Source organism: Nocardia suismassiliense (assembly GCF_900269665.1).
Lineage (GTDB): Bacteria > Actinomycetota > Actinomycetes > Mycobacteriales > Mycobacteriaceae > Nocardia > Nocardia suismassiliense.
The window spans coordinates 6,793,728-6,817,646 of record NZ_LT985361.1 but is presented as its reverse complement, the minus strand read 5'-3'; the positions used below and the strand labels follow the sequence as shown (position 1 = coordinate 6,817,646).

Sequence of the window (23,919 nt, the reverse complement as noted above, 5' to 3'; positions counted from 1 at the left end):
GCCTGCCGTGATGTCCCGTTCGGGTCGGTCTGCCGATGGCTGAGCGCTGCGAGGTGGACTAGGTTGCTCACGCTGGGGCTGGCGCGTGTTTCGCTCGATATGGGCGGTCCTCCGGAACATGGTGGCGGAGTAGACGAGTGGTTCAGCCACCATGTCCCGCTGGCGCGGTGTGTTCGGCGCTTTGGGACATGTCGGCGGGGAAGTGCGAGTGGGGTCGCCGTGATGTCCCGTTCGGCACGGAATGTTCGCCGTCCCGGGACGTGGTGGCGGCGGGGAGAGACCGCCGTCATGTCGCGTTGGGTCGCATGTCGCTCGGTATGGCCGGTGCTGCGGAACATGGTGGCGGAGTGGACGAGTGGTTCAGCCGCCATGTCCCGCTCGGCGCGGTGTGTTCGGCGCATTGGGACGTGGTGGCGGGGAAGTGCGAGTAGGGCCGCCGTGATGTCCCGCTCGGGACGGGATGTTTGCTGCCTTGGGACGTGGTGGCGGGGAGGGCGAGTGGGCCTGCCGTCGTGTCCCGCTCGGCACGGAATGTTCGCCGTCCCGGGACATGTCGGCGGGGGAGGGCGAGTAGGGCCGTGATGTCCCGTTCGGCACGTGATGTCGCCGCCTTGGGGCATGCTGGCGGAGTTGGCTCGGTGGGGTTAGTCGTCGTAGACAGGCGGGCGGCGGTCTCGGCGGGCGCGGATGGCTTCGTCGAAGTTGGTGGTGGTGAGGCGGACGTAGAGTTGGGCCGTTCCTTCGTGTTGCATGTGGGATTCGAAGCTGCCTGCTTCCATCCCGCTCCAGAGCATGCGTTTGGTGAGTTCGGTGCCGACGCGGCTGAAGCTGATGATGCGGTCGGCCAGGTCGTAGCAGGTTTCCAGGAGTTTGGCGGCGGGCACGGTGCGGGAGACGAGGCCGATGCGTTCGGCTTCGGCGGCGTCGACGTCGCGGCCGGACAGCATGATCTCGAAGGCGCGGGAGGCGCCGATGGCGCGGGGCAGCAGGTAACTGATGCCCAATTCGGCGGAGGTGAGGCCGTTGTTGATGCCTGCGGCACGAAAGTAGGCTTCCTCGGCGGCGATTCGGATGTCGGTGGCGACGCTGAGACAAAATCCGCCACCGATGGCAGCACCATTGATCGCACCGATCACGGGCTGGTTCATCCGCCGCAGGGTGATCATCACATCGTTGAGCAGATCCATCGACCGGCGCGCGACGCTGGTGACGGTGAGCCCCTCGACATTGGGCACCTTGCCCGCACTCTGCAAATCGGCCCCGGAACAGAACCCTTGACCCGCCCCGGTGAGCACCACAACCCGAATATCGTTGTCGGCGCTGACTTCTTCCAGCGCCTCACGCAACGGAATCATCACATCGAAGGCCATGGCGTTCATGCGATCCGGGCGATTGAGCGTGACCAGGGCGACGTGCGGTCGCGGTGTGTCGATGAGCACGAACGACATACGAACCCCTAACCGGCAACCAAACCGTCACCGACATCTCAATATAAGTGGTGCCCGTCCAACTGCCGCAGGAAAAGTGGCGCGCTCCGCAGCCGGCATCGTCCGAGGATTCGAATCGCCGCGGCAGTCGATAGCTCAGGGCCGTTCGCTGTCCGGCAACATCTTTCGATCGATCCGATTCGGCCGCAGATTACGCAAGCATCGTGTTGTGCAACGGGTAGATCAGTAGGGCGGTCTCGGCAAACGGGTCGAATCTGCGTCACGGAGAACGTAACTACCGCTGCCTACGATGTCGTGGTGCTGCTTGTCGGCCGGACAGACACCCGAGGCACCCGGCGAGTAGCCGTCATAGAACAAGCCCGAGCACTTGCGGCACCAGCGCCACTTGTCCTCTCCGCCAGGCCCGTCGCGATGGGTCACATCTTCCAGCCGATAGGTTCCAGAGCCGATATTGTTATGCCCGGGCCGGAGATGCGGTGAAGGACACACCCCGGGTGTGTTGTTTCCGAAGAACCACAGCCCCTGACAGTTCCGGCACCAGAACCATTGGCTTTGGCCCTGTCCACCATCGGGGTCTTCCTTCAGGATGTAGTCGCCGGTTCCATCATCATGATGGCCGCCGTCGAGGATGTCGCCGGCCGGGCAACCACCGCGAGTGCCGTTGCCCGAGAACCAGAGACCGCGGCAACGCGCACATCTCCGCCATAGGCGTTGTGTGGCCGAAGCGGGCGCAGCGTTTTCGATCATCAAAGGTGCGGCCACAGCGGCCATTCCAGCACCTACTGCGATGCGCAGCAGCCTGCGCCGCGGCGTGCATGTCGCATCGTCGATCGTCATCAGATCCACGTCCTCCCCGGGCAGCGGATTCTTCGGAGTCGCTCCTCCGAGCCACAATGCTACCGGCAGTTCAGGTCGGTCACGGCATTTTCGGCAATGTTTCTCCTGGTCAGAGGCGTTCACGGCGACAGCCGGAGATTCGTTGTCCGACAACAGAGCTCGCGGCACCGCATGGTGAGATCAACGCCCAATGCCCGGCTGGATCAAAGCTTCGCCGGGATGGGGCATCTGACGGGCCGGCCCCCCAGGCTGGTCGCCCGCAACCGCAACGCGCTGCTCGCGGCGCACTGTCGACTTCGCCTACTCCCGCAATTCGGGAGCCAACGGCTGGCGATGGCTTATCCCAGCGATGGCTGCGAATGTGTCGCCAGCGCAAAGAATCTCGTCCTGGCGGTGACCGGCCGAACCGGGAAACACGTGAACAGCACGACGGCGATGACCGTGAGCACACCCCAGCCGACGAATCCGTACCCTGCCCACAGTGGGTTCGCCGCATAGGTAGTCGAACCGAATAGACCGAACACCATGGCACTCCCGTTGAACGCGGCGTGTGCGACGGCGCACGGCCAGATGCTTCCGGTGCGCATCCGCAGCCAGCCGAGGATGGCGCCGAACGGCACACAGAATCCGATGAATGCGACGGCGGCCCAGGCGCCGAGGTTCGGATAGTTGTAGCCGAGCAGTGTCAGCGGTGCGTGCCACAGCGCCCAGATCACCCCGGTGGCAACGATTCCGCCGATGAGTCCGAGGCGACCGGTGAGCTGCGGCATCAGCCAACCGCGCCAGCCGAGCTCTTCGGCGAGCGCGAACGGCAGGGTGCTGAGGGTGGCGACGGTGACCGCCTCGATGATGACGGCGGCGATGATCTCCGGTCGCGAGAATTCGAAGACATACACGTCGAACAGTGCGCTCAGTCCGAAGGCGAGCCACAGGATCAGCGGCGTCCCGAACCAGGCGATCACCAGCAACCACGCGGTCCGCCGCGGTCGCGGCCCGAGCCGTAACCCGTTCTGCGCCACCAGCGCCGACCAGGACAGCCGCCGATACCACCACACCGCCAGCACACCCAGCGCGGGAGACAGCATCATCGTCGCGGCACCGGTGTGCAGCCACAATCCGGACCGTAACCCCGCACCGTCGAGCCACGGCCCGGATGCCAGCACCCATGCGGCACCGATCGCGACGAGCAGGAAGAGAACGAAATCGTTGCGCCGAGCGATCATCCGACATCCTTAGGACGGCGTGCTGCCTTACCTATTCGGACGCGGTAGCGGCCCGCCCGGTTCCATCGATGTCGAAAGTTCTTCGGGCCTTACAGTCACAGCCATGACCGTGTATGTGATCGCGCAACTGAAGTTCACCGATCGGGACGCCTACGACCGGTACCAGGCGCGTTTCCTCCACATCTTCACTCGCTACTCCGGCACGCTGCTCGCCGCCGACGAGTCACCGCAGCTCATCGAGGGCAGCACGGACCGGGAAAAGGTGGTGCTGATGTCGTTCCCCGACGAGCCTGCGTTCCGGGACTGGGCGGAATCGCCGGAGTACCTGGAGATTTCGAAGGACAGACTCGCCGGTGCCGACACTGTGACCCTGCTGATCAAGGGGCTCGGTCACCGCTGAACGGCGCGCCTCGCTCAATCCATCTGCCACGTAACGCGAATCCCCGCCGAGATCTCGCTCTCACCCAACTCGACCGGCACCGGCGCCGCACCATAGGCGTCCATCGACACCGCCATCGCTTTGATCCGAGGAATGGAAGGCGGTGCGGCGGAGGTGTTCTCAGTGATCTCGAGCACCGCGCCGAGCGTGCGCCCCGCCCGCCGCGCGAACTGCTCCGCCTTGGCGACGGCGTTCTCCCACGCCGCGTCCCGCGCCTCGACGAGCAGCGATTCCTGGTCGGCGAAGGTGAGATTCAACCCGCCGAGACGCACGTCGTCGCCGCCCGCGTCGACGGCGTTGGCGATGATCGTCGCGGGACCCGGGTCGGCGTCCTCAGCGAGATTGCGCAGCGAGATGGTCAACGACGTGCTGGCGAGATACCCGGTGATCCGATTGCCCTGCCCTTCGGTCCACACGGTTTCGGTGTGCACAGACAACCCGCTGGTGGCGATGTCCCGGCTCTCGACACCGTCGGAGCGCAGCGAATGGGTGACGGCGGCAACCCGATCACCGGCCTTGCTGTACGCGAGCGCAACCTTGCCAGCCCGGCATTCGACAGAAATCGTGACCCGCATCAAATCCGGGGTCGCGCGGGCGGTGCCGCTCCCGAAAATCGTGACGGTGCCCGGACCGGCGGACTCGGACTTCGTATTCACGGCATGCTCCTCTGTCGACGGGTCGGTCTCGCTTCATCTGGTCAACGGCGCAGAGCCGGCAATCGTCCCCGCCACGGATAGTTGTCGCGTCCCGGACAACCCGCTCAATAGTCGCCCCCACGCACCGCGATCGCCCGCACCGCCGCATCCATCTGCGCATACGCCCCCGCCGCCAACCGCTCCAGCAACGCGAGCTTCAACTGCGGCGCCTGCGAGGTGAGCTGATCGAACCGCGCGGGACCGAGCACCGCGACCCGCACCCCCGTCTCCGCCCGCGCCTCGTTCACGAACGGCGTCCCCACCAGCATCGGGATCTCCCCGAACGACATCCCGGCCGACAAACTCACCAGCCGGTGCGTCCGCGCATCACTGCCCTCGAAGGTGATTCGCACCCGCCCTTCCAGGATCAGATACAGCCCCGACCGCTCGCTCCCGCGCTGCGCGATCACCTCACCGCGCGCATAGGTGTGCACCTCGAACTCCTTGGCCAACCGCGCCCGATCATCCGGTTCGAGCGCGGCGAGCGCCGAATGGTCCTCGATGGTGATCGACGTGCACACCGGTTCGTCCGCGGGCCGATGCCGGTCCAGCACGATGTCCTCACACCATTCGGTCGCGGTGTCGCGGTCGATGAACACCCGTCCCCGCGGATCGTCCGGGTCCAGACTCGACACCAGGTGCCCGAGTTTGGCATCGGGATCGACCAGCGCCACCCGCACCCCGACGGCCGCGAGTTCGGCCTCCAAACTGTCGAGCATCCGCACTGCGATCGTGCTCACCTCACCGACCCGGCGCAGATCGATCACCAGCGCCGCCAGTTCACCGGCCTGCTCCTCGATGGTCCGCACCGCGCTCTCCGCACCCGCGAACAACAGGTCTCCATGCAACTCGTAGACCCGCGCCCGATGCCCGTGCTCGGCCAGCACGGCGAGCTCGTCGGTCGTCCGGCGCAGCCGCGACGGCACCTCGGCCACCGAGTATCCGGCCCGGATCGCGGTCCGCGCCGCTCGAGTGACGTGCAGAAAGTGCAGTTCCAGCCGTTTCGAGAGCTCCCGGCAGGCCGCGACGCCGCGCACGCTGTTGCCGTGCACGTCCAGCCGAGGGGAGTAGACGGCGATGCCGATCTGCCCGGGCAGCACCGCGACGATGCCGCCGCCGACCCCGCTCTTGGCGGGCATGCCGACCGTCGTCACCCAGTCGCCCGCCGCGTTGTACATGCCGCAGGTGGTCATCACGCTGAGCACCCGCTCGGTCAGCGCCGCCGACAGCGCGCGTTCCCCGGTCACCGGATTGCGCCCGTTGTTGGCCAGCGTCGCCGCCATCTGCGCCAGATCACGGCAGGTCACGTCCAGGGAGCACTGCCGGAAGTAGCGGTCGACCGCCTCGTCCGGGTCGGAGTCGATGATGCCGAACGAGCGCAGCATGTAGCCGATGGCGCGGTTGCGGAAGCCGGTGCGCGCCTCGGAGGCGTACACCGCCTCGTTCATGCTCAGTTCGCGTCCGGCGAAGCGCGAAAAACTACGCCGGATGCGCTCGAAACGCTCGACCGGGTCGTCGCCGGTGATCAACGCCGCAGCGGTGATCGCGCCCGCATTGATCATCGGATTGCGCGGCCGCTCGGTCACCGGATCCAAGCTGATCTCGTTGAACGGCTCGCCGGACGGCTCCACATCGATGCGTCCGTCCACGAACGCGGTGCCGCGATCGGCGAGGGCCAGCGCATAGGTGAACGGCTTGGAGATGGACTGGATGGTGAACGAGGTATCCAGGTCGCCGGTACCGTAGACCCGCCCGTCGGCGGTGGCCAGACACAGCGCGAACGAATCCGGCTGGGCGGCAGCCAGTTCAGGAATGTAGTCGGCCAGCGCGCCGGAATCGTCGGGTCGGCACAGCTGGTAGACGTCGTTGACGATCCTGGACACGACGCCCGGTTCGATTGTCCGCTCGATCGCCTCTCCGGCCTCGGCCACACGATCACTCTAGGCCGAGTACCGTATGCCGAGGCTCACATTTCGGTTCGATGTCGGCTGGTGGTGGTCGTGGCAAGGTGGGGCAGTTCGGTTCTCGTACGAGGGCACTCCCCGCCGCTCCGTAGACTGATCGGATCAGATGCGCTATCCGGAGGGAGCGAGTTCAGGTGGGAGTGCTTTCCCGGGTCGACACGCCCGAAGATTTGCGTCCGCTCACCGCGCCGCAACTGCGTGAGCTGGCGGACGAGATCCGCGAGTTCCTCGTGCAGAAGGTTGCCGCGACCGGTGGGCACCTCGGCCCGAACCTCGGCGTGGTCGAACTGACCATCGCCCTGCCCCGGATCTTCGACTCGCCTGCCGATCCGTTGATCTTCGACACCGGCCACCAGGCCTACGTGCACAAGATCCTGACCGGCCGCAAGGACGAGTTCGGCTCGCTACGCAAGCGGGGCGGGCTGTCCGGCTACCCCAGCCGCGCCGAGAGCGCGCACGACTGGGTGGAGTCCTCGCACGCCTCCGCGTCGTTGTCCTACGCCGACGGCCTGGCCAAAGCGTTCGCGCTCAGCGGCCAGGACCGGCACGTGGTCGCCGTGGTGGGCGACGGCGCGCTCACCGGCGGCATGTGCTGGGAGGCGCTCAACAACATCGCGGGCGCGCCCGACCGTCCGGTCGTCATCGTGGTCAACGACAACGGCCGCTCCTACGCGCCGACCATCGGCGGCCTGGCCGACCGGCTGACCGCGCTGCGTACCCAGCCCGCCTACGAGCACGCGCTCGACACCGGGAAGCGGATCCTGAAGAGCATCCCGCGGGTCGGTGAGTCCGCGTACTCGATGATGCACGCGGTGAAGGCCGGGATAAAGGACGCGGTGAGCCCGCAGGAGCTGTTCAGCGACCTCGGGATGAAGTACGTCGGCCCGGTCGACGGGCACGACATCGTCGCGCTGGAGGCGGCGCTGCGCCGGGCCAAGGACTTCGGCGGTCCCGTGGTGGTGCACGCGGTGACGCAGAAGGGCCGTGGTTACGCGCCCGCCGAGAATCACATCGCCGACCAGATGCACGCCTGCGATCCGATCGACCCGCTCACCGGCGTCCCCGTGGGCGGACCGAAGGCGCTCGGCTGGACCGCGGTGTTCTCCCAGGAACTCGTCGCACAGGCCGAACGGCGCGAGGACATCGTCGCGATCACGGCGGCCATGCCTGGTCCGACCGGGCTCGCGGCGTTCGGCGAACGGTTCCCGGAGCGGATGTTCGATGTCGGCATCGCCGAACAGCACGCGATGGCTTCAGCAGCCGGGCTCGCGCTCGGTGGCATGCATCCCGTGGTCGCGATCTACTCCACGTTCCTCAACCGGGCCTTCGACCAGTTGCTGATGGACGTCGCGCTGTTGAAGCAGCCGGTGACCGTCGTACTGGATCGCTCCGGCATCACCGGGCCCGACGGTGCCAGCCACAACGGCATGTGGGACCTGTCCGTGCTCGGCATCATTCCCGGGATCCGGGTGGCGGCGCCGCGTGACGCGGCGACCCTGCGCGAGGAACTGGCCGAGGCGCTTGCCATCAACGACGGACCCACCGCGATCCGGTTCCCGAAAGGCAGTGTCGCCGACGATATCTCGGCGGTCGAACGGCTCGACGGTGTCGATGTGCTGCGGCTGGCCGCCGGGGAGCGCAGCGGTGCCGAACCCGCGCTCGACGGTGGTGGATCGGTGCAGGCGGTGCGCGGTGACGTGCTGCTGGTAGCTGTCGGGTCCTTCGCCGGTCCGGCGCTGGAAGCCGCGGATCTGCTGGAGGCCGAAGGGATTTCGGTCACCGTGCTCGACCCGCGGTGGGTGCTTCCGGTCTCCGACACGCTGGTCAAGCTCGCCGAGAACTACCGGCTCGTGGTGACAGTGGAGGACGGCGGACTGCACGGTGGCATCGGCTCGACCGTGTCCGCGCGCCTGCGCAACTCCGGTCTGGACATCCCGACCCGTGATCTCGGTGTGCCGCAGCAGTTCTTGGATCACGCGTCTCGGGGTGAGGTGCATGCGGAGCTCGGGTTGACCGCGCCCGATATCGCCCGGCGGATCGGTGGGTGGCTCGCCGCTCGGTGAGTGGGATCGGCTGGAACTCTGGCTGACCTGGGTGCGGGCGGAGAGCTGACCGCGACGGATGTCCGGTGATCGGGGCGGTCCATCTCCTACGATCTCGCCATCCTTACGCGCCCACCCGCTTCGATGAGGCCGTTCGCGCGCGGGGCCGTGACGATTTGTGAACCGCGTCCCTGCGAAATATGCAGAGAGCGACCGAGTTTCGACGTGAGCAGTAGTGCCGCCGCGCCCGTCGCCTCGTCCTCATCGATACCGTCGTCGCGGCCGGGGAAAGCGCGGGCTCTGATTCGGCCGGCGGACTCGTCCTGCCAGGCCCACGCGTAGATCCACTCGCCCGGCTCCGGTATCGGCAGCGCGTCCACCTCTGCCGCGGAACCGTATCGGCGAAGAGTGCGCGGGGGTGCCCATTCGGCGGGCGCCTTGATCCAAGTGAACTCCCCATCGGACCGGGGGTCGACTACGCCGGCAGCCGTGACCAAGCTGGGTACATCCAGCAGCCAGGCCACACCCACGCACGGATGTCCGGCGAAGGGCAGTCGCGCGGTCGGCGTGTAGATGTCGATGGCGCCACGCACGGGGTCGTCGACGAATACGGTTTCGCTGAACCCCAACTTCCTGGCGAAAGCTTGGCGCTCGGCCACTTCGGGAACCGCGGACCCATCGCGAACGACGCCGAGTTCGTTGCCGTGTCGGCCGTCGGGGTCGCAGAAGACGCGCAGTACGTCGTACTCAGTCACCTGATCACCCAACCAGTACGGGACTTCATGATCAACGGGACATGGTGGCGCGAAAGTGCGAGAGAGGCCGTCCTTATGTCCCGTTGGCTACGACCCAGTGTTCCCTAGCGCTCAACTCCCAGCGCGCCGCCGCTGCGAGGCCCGAACTTTGACGCGGTTGCCGCACACATTCATCGAGCACCAGGTGCGACCGTGGTTGCGTGATTGGTCGTAGAACGCCCAGCGGCAGCTCGGTTCTCGGCAGGCTTTGAGGCGCGGCCAGGTGCCTGCGGCGACGGCGGTTGCTACGTCGGCGAGCAGGGTGGCGAGTGCGTGGTCGACCGGTTCGCGGGGCTGAGCGACCAGACGTGGCGGCATGCTGGTCACGTCGAGGCGTAGCGGTAGCGCGGCGGTCAGCGTTGCGAGTTGGGTTCGCGCCGTGGGGTCCAAGCCGTCGGGGCGTGGGCTGGTGACGGGTTCGGCGTTGTTTTCGGCGAGTAGCGCGCGCAGACCTTCCCGCAGCCAGACGGCGCGCTCACGATCGTCGGCATCGGCCGCCGCGGAAGGGGGAAGCAGATTGTGCGTGTGCAACCAGCTTGTCAACTGCTCGCGCGTGCCGAGCCCGTCACCGTTCGCGCGACGGGTGTTGACGAACTCCACGATCCGGTGCACCGGCGCGAGCTCAGCCGTGGCATCGATTTCACTTGGCACCCAACCATCTTAACTACCTATTGACGGTAGGTAGTTAGCTAACTAGCGTTCAGCTCACGCTAGTTAGCTAACTCACAAGGAGCCCCATGGCATCGGTCAAGAAAGAGCTCATTATCGAAGCCTCCGCCGACCAGATCTGGGCGATCATTCGCGATTTCGTTACCGGACCGGTCCGCATGGCACCCGGGTTCGTCGTCGGCAGCAAGCTCGACGATCAGGACGTCCGCGTGGTCGAGTTCGCCGACGGGTCGACGATGCGGGAACGGCTCATCACTCTCGACGAGGACGAACGACGCTTCGTGTACTCGATCATCGGCGGCAGCGGGACGCCGGCGCACAACAACGCGTCCATGCAGGTCTTCCCGCACGGCGACGCGCACACCCGGTTCGTCTGGCGGCACGACGTGCTGCCCGCGGAACTCGCGGACGCCTTCAGCCCGGGAATGGACGAAGGTCTGCGCGTCTTCAAACAGACGCAGGAGGCGGCGGTGTGACCTGCTCGGCGGGTTCCGGCGTCAGCGCCTCGGTCAGGCGCGGGACGGCCAGTTCGCGCTGCCACGGCCTGGCACCGCCGGACTTGAGGAAACCGTCGATGGCGCTGGCCAGGTCGTCGGGCGAGTCCGGGACGTGGTCGTAATCGGGCAGTCCGTCCCAGCACAGGCGGCGGACGAGATCGGGGGAGAGCAGGTTCTCCACCGGGATCGCGTGCTCGGTGGACAGCTCACCCATCGCGGTGCGCGCGCGGGTCAACCGGGCGGCGGCGGCCGGGTCGCGGCGTTCCCAGCGGTTCACCGGGGGCGGGCCGTCGAACGGCTGGGTCAGCGGCGGTAGTTCGCTGTCCGGCATCGTCCGGCCGCGGTCGATGGCGGCCAGCCACTCGCGGGAGTAACGCCGCTGCCGCGGACCGCCGAACACCGGCAATGCGCGCAGTTGCGCGATGGTCTTCGGGTCGGCGGTGACGGCCGCGATGATCGCGGCGTCGGGCAGGATCCGGGCGGGCGCCACGTCGCGGCCGCGGGCGAGTGCGTCCCGGGTGGTCCATAGCTCGCGCACCACGGCGAGCTGTCTGGTCCGGCGCAGGTTGTGGATGCCCGAGGTGCGCCGCCACCGGTCCGCTTTCGGCGGGGCCGGTTCGGTGGTCCTGACGTGCTCGAATTCCTGTGCTGCCCAATCGGTTTTGCCTTGCACGTCGAGCTCCGCGGCAACAGCGTCGCGGAGTTCCAGCAGCAGTTCGACATCCAACGCCGCATAGTTCAGCCATTCGGCGGGCAGCGGCCTGGTCGACCAGTCGGCCGCGCCGTGCCCCTTGCGCAGCGCGTGACCCAGCAGGTTCTCCACCATCGCGGCCAGCCCGACGCGTTCGAAACCGGCCAGCCGACCGCCCAATTCGGTATCGAACAGCCGCTGCGGGCGCAGGCCGAGTTCGGCGAGGCCGGGCAGATCCTGGTCCGCCGAGTGCAATACCCATTCGAGGTCGTTGATCGCGTCGGCCAGCGGCGCGAGCGAGTCGGCGACCGGAATCGGATCGATGAGGAACGTGCCCGCACCGTCGCGGCGCAGCTGAATCAGGTAGGCGCGCGCCGAATACCGGAAACCCGAAGCACGTTCGGCATCGACGGCGAGCGGGCCGGTGCCCGCGGCGAGACGCGCGGCGGTCGCGGCGATTTCAGCGGCGGTGTCCAGTACCGGAGGCACGCCATCCACGGGCGCGAGCAGGGGTGGCGCGCCGGTGGGTTCGGATTCGTCGGGTACGGACATGTTGTTGAACTTTACGTGCAGTGCCGCGGCGGTCGTCGTCCTATCGGGCTTCCGTGTGTCGGGCGGGCGAACAACAACGGAATCGATGGATGCTTTCGTCGGTCTCAACGCCGTATCGCCCGCTGGTCTTCCCCGATGACTACCGCTGGTCCTTCGAGAGGTCCGAACGCATCTGCAACTCGGTGATCCCGGCCGGGGGGAGTCCGGCCGCGTAGGCGAGTACCTCGCAGAAACCTTCCACGTGCGGGCGCATGTCGTCGGTGATCGCGGTCCAGGAGGCGCGCAGCTCCAGCTGATGGGCCCGCGGCGGGCCCGCGATATCGCCGTAGCGCACCGAACTCGTCGAGGTCACGGTGCCGCCGAGCGCGGTGAACGGTTCCGATCGCGACTCCAGCGCGTCCACCAGCCAGCTCCACGCCACCTCCGGCAGCAGCGGGTCGGTGGCCAGCGCGGCGTCGATGTCGGCCTGGATGTAGGCGACCAGCCGCAGCGTGCCATGCCAGGCGTCGTCACCGTCCGGATCGTGCAGCAGGATCAGCCTGCCGAACGCGTCGCCTTCCGAATCGACCGGCACCACATTGGATTCCGGGTGTTTTACCTCGGCACCGAGTGCGTACGAATAGGGCGCCAGACGTTGCGGCGGGCGGATCGGCGCCAGCTCGATCCGGGGGTGCACGGTTGCGGTGCCCATCGCCTCGACCGCGGCGCGAAATTGAGCTGGCTCGCCATGTGGTCCCTCGGTCGCTGCGGCGCCGTCGCGGAAGTCGAGCGGTGTCACGAAGGGGACGGTAGACCTAGTGCACCCGGCACAGTCGGAGGCGCGCCGCTGTATCGGTGCCGCGTCCGTGGGCCATTTCGTGGTTCCGCGCGCCGCGATCGTCGGCGTGTCGCACTAATCGGGGTGGTGCGAGGGGTGCGGGCATGGTCTGCGCGCCGTCGAGTGGCGGGCCGCGGTCGACATCACCGCTGCCGAAATCCGTCGGTTCGCGATCCGGCTCGGTGTGATCCGTTTCAAGTCTCGCGAGCGGGCAGGAGCGGTCGGGGTCGGGGGCGGACATTCACACCGCTGCGGCCACCGGGGTGTGGTCTGTGCCGGCCATTGCCTGCCCGCTGCGGGCACGAGGGCGTGGTCTGTGTCGGTGATTGCCTGCCCGCGGTGGGGACGGGGCGGCGGGGTCTAGCGTCGTATCCCGCATGCCGCGGGGGACGGGGCGTGGTCTGTGTCGGCCATCGCACCCCCGCGGCGGGGCGGGCGGGGGTGCGATCGCGGCCCTTTACGATGGGCATCGATGAGTACTCATACCCGCCGCCGCCTGACCGATGCTCCGTTCTTGGCCGCCGCCACCGGGGCGACGCCCAGCCGGCGTCCGGTGTGGTTCATGCGGCAAGCAGGCCGGTCGTTGCCCGAGTATCGCGAGCTGCGCAAGGGTGTCGGCATGCTCGAGTCGTGCTTCGATCCGGAGCTGGTGTGCGAGATCACGATGCAGCCGATCCGCAGGCACGGCGTGGACGCGGCGATTCTGTTCTCCGACATCGTTGTTCCGCTGAAGGCCGCGGGGATCGACCTGGATATCGTGCCGGGCGTCGGGCCGGTCATCGCGTCGCCGGTGCGCACCGCCGACGATGTGCGTGCGCTGCCGCGGTTGCGCCCGGAAGAGGTCGGCGCGGTCACCGACGGGGTGCGGCTGCTGGTCGACGCGCTCGGCGAGACGCCGCTGATCGGGTTCGCGGGAGCGCCGTTCACGCTGGCGTCGTACCTGGTCGAGGGTGGACCGAGCAAGAACCACGAACGCACCAAGTCGATGATGTACGCCGACCCACAGACCTGGCATGCGCTGCTCGGTGCGCTCACCGACATCACCATCGCCTTCCTGCAGGCTCAGCTGGCGGCCGGTGTCGACGCCGTGCAGCTGTTCGACTCCTGGGCCGGCGCGCTCTCGCTCGCCGACTACCGGCGGTTCGTGCTGCCCCACTCCGAACGCGTCTTCGCCGAGGTCGCCGACGCGGGCGTGCCGCGCATCCACTTCGGTGTCGGTACCGGCGAACTGCTCGGCGCGATGGGCGAGGCCGGGGCCGACGTGGTCGGCGTCGACTGGCGGGTGCCGCTCACCGACGCGGTGCGCCGGGTCGGACCCGGAAAAGCGTTGCAGGGCAACCTCGACCCCGCCGTGCTCTTCGCCGGCTCGGCCGCGGTGGAAACCGAAGCGCGACGCATCGCCGCGGAAGCCGACGAGGCGATCACGTTGGGCGCCACGGGCCACATCTTCAACCTCGGCCACGGCGTGCTGCCCGACACCGATCCCGGTGTGCTGACGGCGCTCGTCGAATTGGTGCACGAACTGTAGTGCTCGCGCAGATCGTGGCGCGGGTGCAGGCGAGCGAGCCGCGCCTGGGTTCGACCAGGTTGGTCGCGATCGACGGGCCGGGTGGAGCCGGAAAGTCAACGCTGGCTGCGCAACTCGCGCGCGCATGCGACGCACCCGTGGTGCCGACCGACAGCTTCGCGTCGTGGGACAACACATTGAACTGGTGGCCGCGGTTGGAGAGCCAAGTGCTCGAACCGCTCGGCCGCGACGAGCCCGGTCGCTACCAGCGCTACGACTGGGAGCAACGCGCGCTGGCCGAATGGCATGAGGTCGCGCCGGGCGGTGTGGTGGTGCTGGAGGGAGTGTCCTCGGCCCGCGCCGCCGTCCGAGCGCGGCTGTCGCTGGCCATCTGGGTCGACACCCCGCCTGCCCTGCGGTTGGCGCGCGGTCTCGAACGCGACGGGTCTGCCGCGCTCCCGTTGTGGGAACAGTGGATGGCCGACGAAGACAACCATTTTGCCACCGACAACACCCGCGAGCATGTCGACATCATCGTGAGCGGCACGTAACCCACCCGCGTGCGCCGCTGGCGTTGCCGACCTCAACTGATCCGGAGACGTCGCACCCATTCTCGGGATCCGCACCGGCTAGGGACCCCAGAGGCAGTGCGGATCCCGAAAGGCGGTGCGGCTGTTGCTCTCGCGTGAGCCGCGCTGTTTGTTGCGGGGTTCGCACCCCGCTAGGTACAACGGGGGCGGATCTCGAGGAACAGTCCGACTGATGCTGTGCGCCTGATCCGCACTTGTTTGTTTTGGGTCCGCACCGGCTAGGGGTATCTCGGGGTGTCGCCGCTACTCGACGGCGCTGGTACTTCGGTTCGCGCGAGGTCGCCCGCGCGGTGCTGCGCGCTGGACCGGCGCGCAGCCTCGTTCGTCTTGCGTAACCGAACCTGCGCCGGGTGCGGCAAGCGCGAACCGGTGCGGCTGTTGCTGTGCGTGGTCGGCGCCCACTAGAGCGCCCGGGGCGGGGTGAACTCGGGTGTGGCTCTCGTCGCTGCGATGGTGGACCGGTCGGGGGCGACGGGTGGGGGAGGGATACCGTCAGGTTATGAGGATCGCTGTGGTCGGCGGTGGGATCAGCGGGCTGTCCGCTGCATATCGTTTGCGGATGCTGCTGGGGCCTGCGGCGGACATCCTGGTGCTGGACCGGGCCGAACGGGTGGGCGGGATTCTCTATACCGGTGAACTAGCCGGGGGGCCTTTGGATCTCGGGGCGGAGGCGTTCGTCGGGCGGCGGCCCGAGGTGCCGGAGTTGCTGCGCGAGGTCGGGCTGGAGACGCAGCTGGTGACGCCCGCGGGGTTGCGGCCACTGGTGTGGTCGGGCGGGGTGGCGCATGCGTTGCCCGAGCGGACCTTGATGGGGATACCGGCGTCGGCGGAATCGATGCGGGGGCTGGTCGACGCGGCGACGATCGAGCAGATCGCCGGCGAACCGCGGCGGCCGCTGGCCTGGGAGCCCGGCGCGGACGTCGACGTGTACCGCTTGATCGCCGACCGATTCGGTGCCCAGGTCGTGGAGCGCAGCGTGGATCCACTGCTCGGTGGGGTGTACGCCGGGAGTTCCCGCTCCATCGGGGTGCGCGCCGCGCTGCCGACCTTGGCCGCCGCGCTGGACGACGGTGCGCCCAGCCTCACCCACGCGGTATCCGTCGCACTGCCGCCGCCGTCGGACGCCCCGGTGTTCGGTGGGCTGCGCGACGGTTACCAGGTACTGCTGGAGGCGCTGGCTGCGCGATCCGGTGCGAAATTCGTCACCGCGACACCGGCCACTCGCCTCGCCCGCGGGTTGCGCGGCTGGGTGGTCGACCCGATCGGCGCGGTCGACGGCGTCGTGCTCGCCACCCCCGCGCCGATCACCGCCCGCCTGCTCGGCACCGTCGCACCGGACGCCGCCGCCGCACTCGCAGGCATCGAGCTGTCCTCGTCTGTCGTTGTCGCACTTGCCCTCCCGCGCGAGACCGACCTCCCACAGAACTCGGGCATCCTGATCGCCACCGGAGAACCGTTGCGCGCCAAAGCGTTCACGCTGTCCAGCCGCAAATGGACCCACCTAGCCCAACGCGAAACAGCCTTGGTCCGCGCCTCATTCGGCAAATTCGGCGACGACTCCACCCTGTCCTGGTCCGACGCCGACCTCATCACCGCCGCCGCCGAAGATCTGGCCACCGTCACCGGCGTCCCCATCCCCCCACTGTCCGCCGTCGTCCAACGCTGGCGCGTCGGCCTGGCCCAATACGCCCCAGGCCACATCGACCGCATCGCCGCCATCGAACAGTCCGTCGCCTCCCTCGACGGACTCGCCCTCGCCGGTGCTTATCTACACGGAGTCGGCGTCCCCGCCTGCGTCGCCACAGGCAACGCCGCCGCCCGCCGCATCGCCACTGCCGCAAGCTGACTCGTACTCGCGGCCGGCTTCCGCACGGCGCGGGCGTCCCCGCCTGCCTCACCATCGGCACGGCGTCGCCCGCCCTGGCGTGTATCGCTCACGCCGAAAGCCCGCATCGGGGCGATGCCACTGCCCCGCCGTATCGCCACTGCCGCAAGCTGATTCGTCTCTGAAGCTGTCCAACGCACTGCATCGGCGGCCCTGCTAGCGTCGCCGAGCATTGCTGCCCTGCTAGCGCGCGAAGCGCTGCTGGTGATTCGAGGTGAGTCCACCACAGTTGCGAGCCGTCGACGGGCGGGGCTGCGCGGTAGCCATTTCAGCAGCGGATGCGGGTTACCAGTAGGGCGTTGAATCGCCGGCGCCCAGCGGCGGAACGTGACCAGGACCGCAGGGCAGAGTCAATCCTGCGGGTGGCACGATGGGGGCATGGCGCGACTCGATTATCAGGAACTCAACTCGACTATTCGCTACCTGATGTTCTCGGTGTTCCAGGTGCAGCCGGGTGTGCTCGGCGAGGACCGGGCTGCCGCGATCAAGGAGGCGCGGGCGTTCTTCGAGGGTCTCGCCGATCGTGACGTGGTGGTGCGCGGTGTGTATGACGTGGCGGGGATGCGCGCCGACGCCGACTTCATGATCTGGACGCATGCCGAAAAGGTCGAGGATCTGCAGGCCGCCTACGCCGACTTCCGCCGCACCACCGAGCTGGGCCGGGCCAGCGCCCCGGTGTGGAGCAATGTGGCGCTGCACCGTCCCGCGGAGTTCAACAAGAGTCACGTGCCCGCGTTCCTGGCCGGCGAGGATCCGGGCAACTACATCTGCGTGTACCCGTTCGTCCGCTCCTACGAGTGGTACCTGCTGCCCGACGACGAGCGGCGCAAGATGCTCGCCGACCACGGCAAGGCCGCCCGCGGCTACCCCGACGTGCGCGCCAACACCGTCAGCTCTTTCGCCCTCGGCGACTACGAATGGATCCTCGCCTTCGAGGCCCCCGAACTGCACCGCATCGTCGACCTGATGCGCGACCTGCGCGCCACCGAGGCCCGCCTGCACGTCCGCGAAGAAGTCCCCTTCTTCACCGGCCCTCGCGTGGAGATCGACAAACTCATCAACGCCCTGCCCTGAGCTACCGACCGGCAAGCCCCGGGTTTTCGGGGCGTGCGGGTCGGGGCTGGGAAACGTACCCTTCGGTCCAGTGCTTGGCTGCGGATTACTCCGCTGCGCTGTCCGAGGGGTGCAGTCGCAGCGAGATGGAGTTGATGCAGTAGCGCTTGTCGGTGGGCGTGTTGTACCCCTCGCCCTCGAACACGTGGCCGAGGTGGCTGTGGCAATTCGCGCACAGCACTTCGACCCGGTGCATGCCGAGGGTGTCGTCCGATTTCAGGATGACGGCTTCGGATTTCGCCGGGTCGAAGAACGACGGCCACCCGCAGTGTGAGTCGAATTTCTCTGTGCTGCGGAACAATTCGGCACCGCAGGCGCGGCATTCGTAGACACCGTCGGTCTTGGTGTCGGTGTATTCACCGACGAACGGACGTTCGGTGGCGGCCTCGCGCAGCACCGCGTATTCCTCGGGGTTCAGCTTGGCGCGCCATTCCTGCGGCGTCAGCTGGATCCGCGGCGCGGGCAGGGACGTATCGGCTTCGGAACTCATCACTCCACGCTAATAGGTTTCGCCACCGTCGTCGCGGAGCCATTGGCTGAGCTGGGCGAATCAGTGGTGGCGTGCGCACCGCTCGGCAAGGGCTTGAACCAGAGGGGGTCGATGCCGAACGCCAGCCGCCCTTCCCGCTTCGCGGACAAGTACCGCTCGCCGAGCACGCAGAAGATCACGATCAGCAGCAGACCCCACCCGAAGGTGATGCGCAGATACTCGAGGTCGCGACCCCAGTGCTGCCAGCCGGGTCGATCCAAGAGCCACTTGTCGTAACTCATGAACCCGAAGACCGCCAACCACGCGGGCCAGTTGCGCATCACCGAATTGCGCAGCACGACCGTCATCAGGAATGGGAACAGCATCATCGAGTAGTACATCTGCCCCAGCGACAGCAGCAGGAACGACCCGGCGAGCAGCACACCGGACGCGGTGCACACGAAGAACAGCTCGTCGTCGCGGTAGTAGCGGTACAGCAGCCACAGCGAGAGGGCGACCAGGATGCCCATGCCGACCCGGATGCCCCAGACCAGCCACGGCGGCAGCCCGTAGTACTCGCCGTTACCCGGGATGGAACTGTTGAAGTAGTCGCGGGTCTCGAACAGGTACGGCGCGGTGTGGCTGAGGAACTTCTCCGGGTCCTTCGACATCGGCCAGGCGATCGCGGTCAGCACGATCGGCACGCCCAGCGCGGTGATGAACACCTTCCACTGCCCGCGGACCAGTGCGATCAGCAGCAACGGCGCCAGCGTCGGTTTCACCGCGAGACTCAATCCGAGTGCGAGACCCGCCCACAGGTCTCGTCGTTTGAGCAGCAGATGCAGGAACAGCAGCTCGGCCAGCAGGATGCACCCGTTGACGTTGGTGAACACCAGCGTGTTGGTCACCGTCTCCGACATGAACATCGCCAGCAGCAACACCGGCGCGACAACGGAATTCACTGTGAACCGGAACAGTCGCAGCAGCAGATACCAGGCGAGGATGATCGCGGCGGCGTTCAGGAGGATGAACAGCCAGCGGGCCTTCTCGTAGTCGTGCACCCACGCCACCGGCGCGATGAGCAGCGTGCCGCTCGGGTAGTAGAGGTAGTGCGGATCGACCGAATCGAAGTTAGCCGTGTACACCGGCCGCCCGTTGAGAAAGTCGAGCGAGGCCTGGTAGACCGGCCGGAAGTCGTCGGTGATGAAACCATTGACAGCCTTGATGAAAACCCGGTTCAGCACAGTCATGACCGCGATGGGCCAGAGTGCGAACTTGATCACCTCGGCGGTGGTGCGAGCAGTGCGGGGCTCGAGCTGTCGAAGTAACACTGGGGCACGGTACACCGGATCAGGTTGCGACGGTTGTCCGGACCTGTTCGACGCGCCGCTAGAAGGGCTGTTCGCGACGGCGGATCAGGCGGGGCAGGCGGTGCCGTCGGCGGGCAGCTTGGCGTCCTTCAGGTACTCGACCATGGTGCGCTGCGCGCAACTCGAGTGGGTGGATACCGGGTGCCCCCAGCCCTGCCAGGTGACTCCCGCGTGCCGCGCTCCGGCCGCGCCGAGCGCGCCGGAGACCGACGCTTGCCCGGCATTGCCCACCACCGGGTCGGCGATACCGCCGAGCACCAGCACCGGAATGCTGAGTTTCTCCGGCATTCCGGGTGCGGTCGACACCGGCCAGGCCGCGCATTCCATCAGCCCGACCGCCATGTTCCTGCCGAACACCGGGTACTTCGTACCCCAGGGGCCCATCAGTTCTTTGGCCTTGGTCGGGGTCGGCGGTTGCTGAGTGTCGGTGCAGCGGTTGACGAATTGACCGTCGCCGCCGATGGCCGCCGACTCGCGCAGGATCAGCGTGCCCAGTGCGGCACGGTCGCCGCGCCCGGCCGCGGACAGCGCGTCGGCGAGTTCGCGGACCCGGTTGGCCTGGTCGGCGCGCGGACTGCCGAGGAAACCGGCGACCGCGGTGAGCAGCGCGTTGGCCGAGATGTCGCCCAGCCCACCGGAACCGGCCCGGTTCACCAGATCGGTGATCGCGGCGCGCGGATCCGGGCCGAGTGAACAGCTGACCCCGGTGCAGCGCTGCGCGAAGGCGGTCAACGCGGCCTCCGCGCCTTCGAGCTGCTGTTCGGCCCTCGTGACAGCGTCCGCGCCGACGGCCTCGGGGGAGTCGAGCACGAGCCGGGCCAGGTGATCGCCGTACTTGCGGGCGTAGCTGAGTGCGACCTTCGCGCCGTTACCGGTGCCGAGCAGCGCGATGCGCTCGACCTGCCATTGCCTGCGCAGCTGTTCGAGGTCGTCGGCGGCGTGCGGTGCGTCGAAGGTGCCCTCGTAGGGCTGCAGGAAGTCGCGGCAGGCGATGGTGCCGTCCTGGCTCAACGAGACCATCGTTTCGACGGGATCGGTTGCGCCCGGCCCGAATTGGGCGTTGTCGGCGAGGCCTTTACGCACCTCGGGGGGCAGGCAGTCCAGCGGCTGTGAGCTGCCGATGCCGCGCCGGTCCACCGCGACGATCGGACGTGCGGCCAGCAGGGCGCTCGCGGGTCCGACGGCGAGACCGGCGAGGGTGGCCGTGGAGGAGCGGTCCGCGCCCGAGGTGAGGACCAGCGGGGCGGCGTCCGCGGGAGTCTGCGGCAGCCGGGCGCGCATCGCGGCGGCGCGGAAGTTGCCGAGCACGCTGCCGCCCGCGTCGATCGGGGTGGTGTACTCCGCGCAGTCCAGCACCAGGCCCGCCGGCGCGGGGCCGAGGCCGAGCAGGTCCAGCGTCGGCGTGGTGCAGTCCTTCCACGGCAGGTCGGTCTTGGGCACGTCGGCACTCGGCGGCGGGGCCGGGGCGGCCGAGGTGGTGGCGGTGCCGCCGACTCGATCGCGCTCGACGGCGACACCGGGACGGTCGGAGGGTCCCGCCCCGCATCCGGCGATCATGATCGAGAGTGTCGCGGCCAGCACGACGGCCCGAGTCCAGCGCATGCGCTACAGCCTGCCAGGTTCGGGCAGTTGTTTCATGCACGGGCCCATCGGGTCAGCATCGTGCCGTCGTCATCGAGCAGAATATGCGCACGGGACATGGGGCGGTCGAACTCGTGCGCGGACAGCGAAATTCGCCGCGCGGTGCCACCGACCAGCAGGGGTGCGGTAGTCAGGCACAGCTCGTCGACGGCGTCGGCGGCCAGCAGCTCGCCGAACAAATGCGGCCCGCCCTCACACAGCACGCGATGTAGTCCGCGTTCGGCGAGCACTCGCAGCAGAGCTTTGGGGGTCACCGCGAGATCGCCCGCCTCGACCACATCCGCGCCCGCGTCGGCCAGTTGCTGTTTGCGGTCCGCCGGGGCGGTGGTCGTGGTGATGATCAACGGCGGGACCGTCGTATCGGTGAGCAATCGGGCGCCCACATCGATCGCGGCGCTGGCGGTGACCACCGCGATCGGCGGCGCCGTACCGTCCGGGTGACCACCGATGCCGCGTTCGTGCAGTGCGCGACGAAGCTGCGGGTCGGTCCGAGCGCCACCGTAATTCTCGGCGCGGACCGTGCCTGCGCCGACGAGGACCACGTCGGCCAGTTCGCGCAGCATCAGGAACACGGTTTTGTCGGCCGGTGTGCCCAGGCCCGCGGATTGCCCGTCGCTGGTCGCAGCCCCGTCGATGCTGGACACGAAGTTCGCGCGGACATGGGGCTCGCGGAGGTCGGCCGGGTACGCATACAACTGGGCTAGGTCGTCCGGCCTGAGGTCTGTGAGCTGGATCGCATTGTGGCTACGCTGCATGAACATAGATCTCACCACGTCATTAGGCTCCACACATGCAAGAACGCCTCGTCGACCGCCACCCTGAGGTTCCGGCCGACCAGCTCGTCGCCCAGATGGTGCCCCCGCCGATGTTCGACGAGGTCAGCTTCGGGTCCTACATTCCCGACCCCAAGGAGCCGAGCCAGGCGGCGGCGGTGCGCAAGGCCGAGGAGTTCGCCGGCGAGGTCGCCAAGATCCACAAGGCCGCGAACAAGAAGAGCCTGTTCGGCAAGAAGAAGCAGGTGTCCGGCGCGGGGCTGTACCTCGACGGCGGCTTCGGTGTCGGCAAGACCCACCTGCTCGCCTCCATCTTCCACAGCGCGCCGGCGCCGAAGTCGTTCGGCACCTTCGGCGAGGTGACCAATCTCGTTGGCGCCCTTGGCTTCGGCAATGCGGTGGAGCGGTTGTCGGCGAACAGTGTGCTGTGCATAGACGAGTTCGAGCTCGACGATCCCGGCGACACCATGCTGGTCTCGCGGCTGCTGACCGAGCTGTCCGCCAAGGGCGTCTCGATCGCGGCGACCTCCAATACGCTGCCGGGTCAGCTGGGCGAAGGTCGTTTCGCCGCACAGGATTTCCTGCGTGAGATCAAGAAGCTCGGCTCGATCTTCGAGCCGGTGCGCGTCGACGGACCGGACTACCGGCACCGCGATCTGCCGCCCGCGCCGGAGCCGACGTCTTCGGCGGTGCTCACCGAACGCGCCGCTGCCACAACGGGTTCCACGCTCGACGACTTCGACGCGCTGCTGAAGCATTTGAGCACGCTGCACCCGTCGAAGTTCGGTGCGCTGATCTCCGGGGTGTCGTCGGTGTTCATCGCGAACGTGCATCCGGTCACCGATCAGGCCGTGGCGTTGCGCGTGGTGGTGCTGGCCGACCGGCTCTACGACGCGAGCATTCCGGTCACCGTTTCCGGGGCCAAGCTCGATCAGATCTTCTCGCAGGAGATGCTCGACGGCGGTTATCGCAAGAAGTATCTGCGGGCGATTTCGCGCCTGCTCGCGCTGTCGCGGTTCGAGGTCGCGGCGTAAATCACCCGGTTTGACCAACTGATGTTTCAGTTGGTTTGCTGGGCGTGGGGGAACCGATGATCAGGAGCACTCGCATGACCCGCTCGCTTCGTACCCCGATCGCGCTGGCCGCCGGTCTCGCCGTCGCCTTCGGCCCGGTGACCGGTGCCGCGCTCGCCGAGCCGCCCGCCGCGTCGGCGGTCGCGTTCGATCGGTCGCTGAACTTGCAGGGTGTGCAGAATGCCCGCGACCTCGGCGGATACCGGACCGCCACGGGCCAGACGGTCCGCACCGGCCTGGTCTACCGCACCGGTCAGCTGAACAACGCGACCCCGGCCGACCTCGCCGAGCTGTCCGGCCGTCAGGTCCGCGTCGTGGACGATCTGCGCACCGTCTACGAACGCGCGATCGGACCGGACAAGGTGCCCGCCGGCGCGTCCGCCAACTGGGACGACGTCATCGGCCAGGCCCCGCCCGAGGTTTTGGTCAGCACCCTCACCGGCGGCGACAGCCTCTACCGCGCGTTCATCACCGCCCCCGGCGCCAACCAGGCCTTCGCCGCAGTGCTGCACGACATCATCGCCACCGACGGCGCGGTGCTGTTCCACTGCACCGCGGGCAAGGACCGCACCGGCTGGACCGCCGCCGTCCTGCTCACCCTGCTCGGCGTCGACCGCGACACCGTCGACCAGGACTACCTGCTGTCCAACCAGTACCGCAACGCCACCCCCGCCGACCCGATCAACGGCGTCCAACAGCCGTGGCTCGACGCCGCTTTCGACCAGGTGAACCAGACCTACGGCAGCTTCGACAACTATCTCCGCGCAGGCTTGCAGCTCACCGACTCCGATCTCGACGCCCTGAAAACCAAGCTGCTCGCCTGAGTCGAA

Annotated in this window: 22 protein-coding genes; 9 read left to right on the top strand and 13 right to left on the bottom strand. The window is 67.9% G+C overall.

Translation table 11 applies throughout. The features are described from left to right. Window positions 1-644: 644 nt before the first annotated feature. The 3 genes from DBO33_RS30275 to DBO33_RS30270 all read right to left on the bottom strand — a co-directional run bounded on the left by DBO33_RS30275 (window position 645) and on the right by DBO33_RS30270 (window position 3,508). Window positions 645-1,448 (bottom strand): enoyl-CoA hydratase, encoded by an 804-nt coding sequence (locus tag DBO33_RS30275; protein WP_107658105.1) that lies wholly within the window; start codon window positions 1,446-1,448, stop codon window positions 645-647. A 222-nt stretch (window positions 1,449-1,670) separates the two neighbouring features. Next, window positions 1,671-2,285, bottom strand: a complete 615-nt coding sequence (locus tag DBO33_RS43130) for a hypothetical protein (protein ID WP_159080604.1) — start codon at window positions 2,283-2,285, stop codon at window positions 1,671-1,673. A 338-nt stretch (window positions 2,286-2,623) separates the two neighbouring features. Further along, the gene (locus DBO33_RS30270) at window positions 2,624-3,508 is read right to left on the bottom strand and encodes a CPBP family intramembrane glutamic endopeptidase (RefSeq protein ID WP_107658104.1); all 885 of its coding nucleotides are present in this window, start codon (window positions 3,506-3,508) and stop codon (window positions 2,624-2,626) included. 103 nt (window positions 3,509-3,611) lie between these two features. Here DBO33_RS30270 and DBO33_RS30265 point away from each other — a divergent pair, with 103 nt between their 5' ends. Beyond that, entirely contained in the window at window positions 3,612-3,908 is a 297-nt protein-coding gene (locus tag DBO33_RS30265) for a DUF1330 domain-containing protein (RefSeq protein ID WP_107658103.1), read from the top strand. A gap of 14 nt (window positions 3,909-3,922) precedes the next feature. On the opposite strand, the gene DBO33_RS30260 is transcribed toward DBO33_RS30265, so the two are convergent. After that, on the bottom strand, window positions 3,923-4,603 hold the full coding sequence (locus tag DBO33_RS30260; protein ID WP_107658102.1) for an SIMPL domain-containing protein: 681 nt from the start codon (window positions 4,601-4,603) through the stop codon (window positions 3,923-3,925). Between the two features lie 104 nt (window positions 4,604-4,707). Further along, window positions 4,708-6,573: a glutaminase A gene (gene glsA, locus DBO33_RS30255; RefSeq protein ID WP_407670548.1), complete on the bottom strand. Its 1,866-nt coding sequence runs from the start codon at window positions 6,571-6,573 to the stop codon at window positions 4,708-4,710. 167 nt (window positions 6,574-6,740) lie between these two features. Between glsA and dxs the strand changes: the two genes are divergently transcribed. Continuing rightward, the gene (dxs, locus tag DBO33_RS30250; RefSeq protein WP_107658101.1) at window positions 6,741-8,669 is read left to right on the top strand and encodes a 1-deoxy-D-xylulose-5-phosphate synthase; all 1,929 of its coding nucleotides are present in this window, start codon (window positions 6,741-6,743) and stop codon (window positions 8,667-8,669) included. A gap of 86 nt (window positions 8,670-8,755) precedes the next feature. On the opposite strand, the gene DBO33_RS30245 is transcribed toward dxs, so the two are convergent. Both DBO33_RS30245 and DBO33_RS30240 read right to left on the bottom strand, forming a co-directional pair. Continuing rightward, complete coding sequence (locus DBO33_RS30245; RefSeq protein ID WP_107660708.1) at window positions 8,756-9,403, bottom strand: PhzF family phenazine biosynthesis protein; 648 nt, start codon at window positions 9,401-9,403, stop codon at window positions 8,756-8,758. Window positions 9,404-9,514: 111 nt separating this feature from the next. After that, window positions 9,515-10,093 (bottom strand): CGNR zinc finger domain-containing protein, encoded by a 579-nt coding sequence (locus DBO33_RS30240; protein ID WP_199856801.1) that lies wholly within the window; start codon window positions 10,091-10,093, stop codon window positions 9,515-9,517. A gap of 86 nt (window positions 10,094-10,179) precedes the next feature. On the opposite strand from DBO33_RS30240, the gene DBO33_RS30235 reads away from it, so the two are divergent. After that, window positions 10,180-10,587 carry an SRPBCC family protein gene (locus tag DBO33_RS30235; RefSeq protein ID WP_107658100.1) on the top strand — a complete coding sequence of 136 codons (408 nt, stop codon included), beginning with the start codon at window positions 10,180-10,182 and terminating at the stop codon, window positions 10,585-10,587. Here the strand turns inward: DBO33_RS30235 and DBO33_RS30230 are convergent. Together DBO33_RS30230 and DBO33_RS30225 are read right to left on the bottom strand one after the other, a co-directional pair. Beyond that, window positions 10,559-11,851, bottom strand: a complete 1,293-nt coding sequence (locus DBO33_RS30230; protein ID WP_107658099.1) for an HRDC domain-containing protein — start codon at window positions 11,849-11,851, stop codon at window positions 10,559-10,561. The genes DBO33_RS30235 and DBO33_RS30230 overlap by 29 nt on opposite strands. Window positions 11,852-11,990: 139 nt before the next feature. Then, window positions 11,991-12,629, bottom strand: coding sequence for a DUF3000 domain-containing protein (locus DBO33_RS30225; RefSeq protein WP_107658098.1), 639 nt, complete (start codon window positions 12,627-12,629; stop codon window positions 11,991-11,993). A gap of 511 nt (window positions 12,630-13,140) precedes the next feature. On the opposite strand from DBO33_RS30225, the gene hemE reads away from it, so the two are divergent. The 4 genes from hemE (at window position 13,141) to hemQ (ending at window position 17,724) form a co-directional block, all read left to right on the top strand. Then, the gene (gene hemE / locus DBO33_RS30215; protein WP_107658096.1) at window positions 13,141-14,196 is read left to right on the top strand and encodes a uroporphyrinogen decarboxylase; all 1,056 of its coding nucleotides are present in this window, start codon (window positions 13,141-13,143) and stop codon (window positions 14,194-14,196) included. Next, entirely contained in the window at window positions 14,196-14,726 is a 531-nt protein-coding gene (locus DBO33_RS30210) for a uridine kinase family protein (protein WP_107658095.1), read from the top strand. The genes hemE and DBO33_RS30210 overlap by 1 nt, the downstream gene beginning before the upstream one ends. Window positions 14,727-15,264: 538 nt before the next feature. Beyond that, complete coding sequence (locus DBO33_RS30205; RefSeq protein ID WP_107658094.1) at window positions 15,265-16,611, top strand: protoporphyrinogen oxidase; 1,347 nt, start codon at window positions 15,265-15,267, stop codon at window positions 16,609-16,611. A 417-nt stretch (window positions 16,612-17,028) separates the two neighbouring features. After that, window positions 17,029-17,724, top strand: coding sequence for a hydrogen peroxide-dependent heme synthase (gene hemQ, locus DBO33_RS30200; RefSeq protein ID WP_107658093.1), 696 nt, complete (start codon window positions 17,029-17,031; stop codon window positions 17,722-17,724). A gap of 85 nt (window positions 17,725-17,809) precedes the next feature. Here the strand turns inward: hemQ and msrB are convergent, their stop codons facing one another. The 4 genes from msrB to DBO33_RS30180 all read right to left on the bottom strand — a co-directional run bounded on the left by msrB (window position 17,810) and on the right by DBO33_RS30180 (window position 21,998). Then, window positions 17,810-18,253 (bottom strand): peptide-methionine (R)-S-oxide reductase MsrB, encoded by a 444-nt coding sequence (msrB, locus tag DBO33_RS30195; RefSeq protein ID WP_107658092.1) that lies wholly within the window; start codon window positions 18,251-18,253, stop codon window positions 17,810-17,812. Further along, window positions 18,253-19,563, bottom strand: a complete 1,311-nt coding sequence (locus tag DBO33_RS30190; protein ID WP_234391125.1) for a glycosyltransferase family 87 protein — start codon at window positions 19,561-19,563, stop codon at window positions 18,253-18,255. Before DBO33_RS30190 ends, msrB begins: the two co-directional genes overlap by 1 nt. Window positions 19,564-19,647: 84 nt before the next feature. Then, on the bottom strand, window positions 19,648-21,204 hold the full coding sequence (locus DBO33_RS30185; protein WP_107658090.1) for an alpha/beta hydrolase: 1,557 nt from the start codon (window positions 21,202-21,204) through the stop codon (window positions 19,648-19,650). A gap of 32 nt (window positions 21,205-21,236) precedes the next feature. Beyond that, the gene (locus DBO33_RS30180) at window positions 21,237-21,998 is read right to left on the bottom strand and encodes a pyrimidine reductase family protein (RefSeq protein ID WP_107660706.1); all 762 of its coding nucleotides are present in this window, start codon (window positions 21,996-21,998) and stop codon (window positions 21,237-21,239) included. A gap of 35 nt (window positions 21,999-22,033) precedes the next feature. On the opposite strand from DBO33_RS30180, the gene zapE reads away from it, so the two are divergent. Both zapE and DBO33_RS30170 read left to right on the top strand, forming a co-directional pair. Then, window positions 22,034-23,050 carry a cell division protein ZapE gene (gene zapE / locus DBO33_RS30175; RefSeq protein WP_107658089.1) on the top strand — a complete coding sequence of 339 codons (1,017 nt, stop codon included), beginning with the start codon at window positions 22,034-22,036 and terminating at the stop codon, window positions 23,048-23,050. Window positions 23,051-23,124: 74 nt separating this feature from the next. Next, window positions 23,125-23,913, top strand: coding sequence for a tyrosine-protein phosphatase (locus tag DBO33_RS30170; protein ID WP_107658088.1), 789 nt, complete (start codon window positions 23,125-23,127; stop codon window positions 23,911-23,913). Window positions 23,914-23,919 lie beyond the last annotated feature (6 nt).

Bases quoted from the DNA above. Each gene is read 5' to 3' on its own strand.
- DBO33_RS30275 (WP_107658105.1), bottom strand. From the start codon at position 1,448: ATGTCGTTCGTGCTCATCGACACACCGCGACCGCACGTCGCCCTGGTC.
- DBO33_RS30270 (WP_107658104.1), bottom strand. From the start codon at position 3,508: ATGATCGCTCGGCGCAACGATTTCGTTCTCTTCCTGCTCGTCGCGATC.
- DBO33_RS30265 (WP_107658103.1), top strand. From the start codon at position 3,612: ATGACCGTGTATGTGATCGCGCAACTGAAGTTCACCGATCGGGACGCC.
- hemQ (WP_107658093.1), top strand. From the start codon at position 17,029: ATGGCGCGACTCGATTATCAGGAACTCAACTCGACTATTCGCTACCTG.
- zapE (WP_107658089.1), top strand. From the start codon at position 22,034: ATGCAAGAACGCCTCGTCGACCGCCACCCTGAGGTTCCGGCCGACCAG.
- DBO33_RS30185 (WP_107658090.1), bottom strand. From the start codon at position 21,204: ATGCGCTGGACTCGGGCCGTCGTGCTGGCCGCGACACTCTCGATCATG.
- DBO33_RS30170 (WP_107658088.1), top strand. From the start codon at position 23,125: ATGACCCGCTCGCTTCGTACCCCGATCGCGCTGGCCGCCGGTCTCGCC.
- DBO33_RS30205 (WP_107658094.1), top strand. From the start codon at position 15,265: ATGAGGATCGCTGTGGTCGGCGGTGGGATCAGCGGGCTGTCCGCTGCA.
- DBO33_RS30235 (WP_107658100.1), top strand. From the start codon at position 10,180: ATGGCATCGGTCAAGAAAGAGCTCATTATCGAAGCCTCCGCCGACCAG.
- DBO33_RS30230 (WP_107658099.1), bottom strand. From the start codon at position 11,851: ATGTCCGTACCCGACGAATCCGAACCCACCGGCGCGCCACCCCTGCTC.
- DBO33_RS43130 (WP_159080604.1), bottom strand. From the start codon at position 2,285: ATGACGATCGACGATGCGACATGCACGCCGCGGCGCAGGCTGCTGCGC.
- DBO33_RS30180 (WP_107660706.1), bottom strand. From the start codon at position 21,998: ATGCAGCGTAGCCACAATGCGATCCAGCTCACAGACCTCAGGCCGGAC.
- hemE (WP_107658096.1), top strand. From the start codon at position 13,141: ATGAGTACTCATACCCGCCGCCGCCTGACCGATGCTCCGTTCTTGGCC.
- msrB (WP_107658092.1), bottom strand. From the start codon at position 18,253: ATGAGTTCCGAAGCCGATACGTCCCTGCCCGCGCCGCGGATCCAGCTG.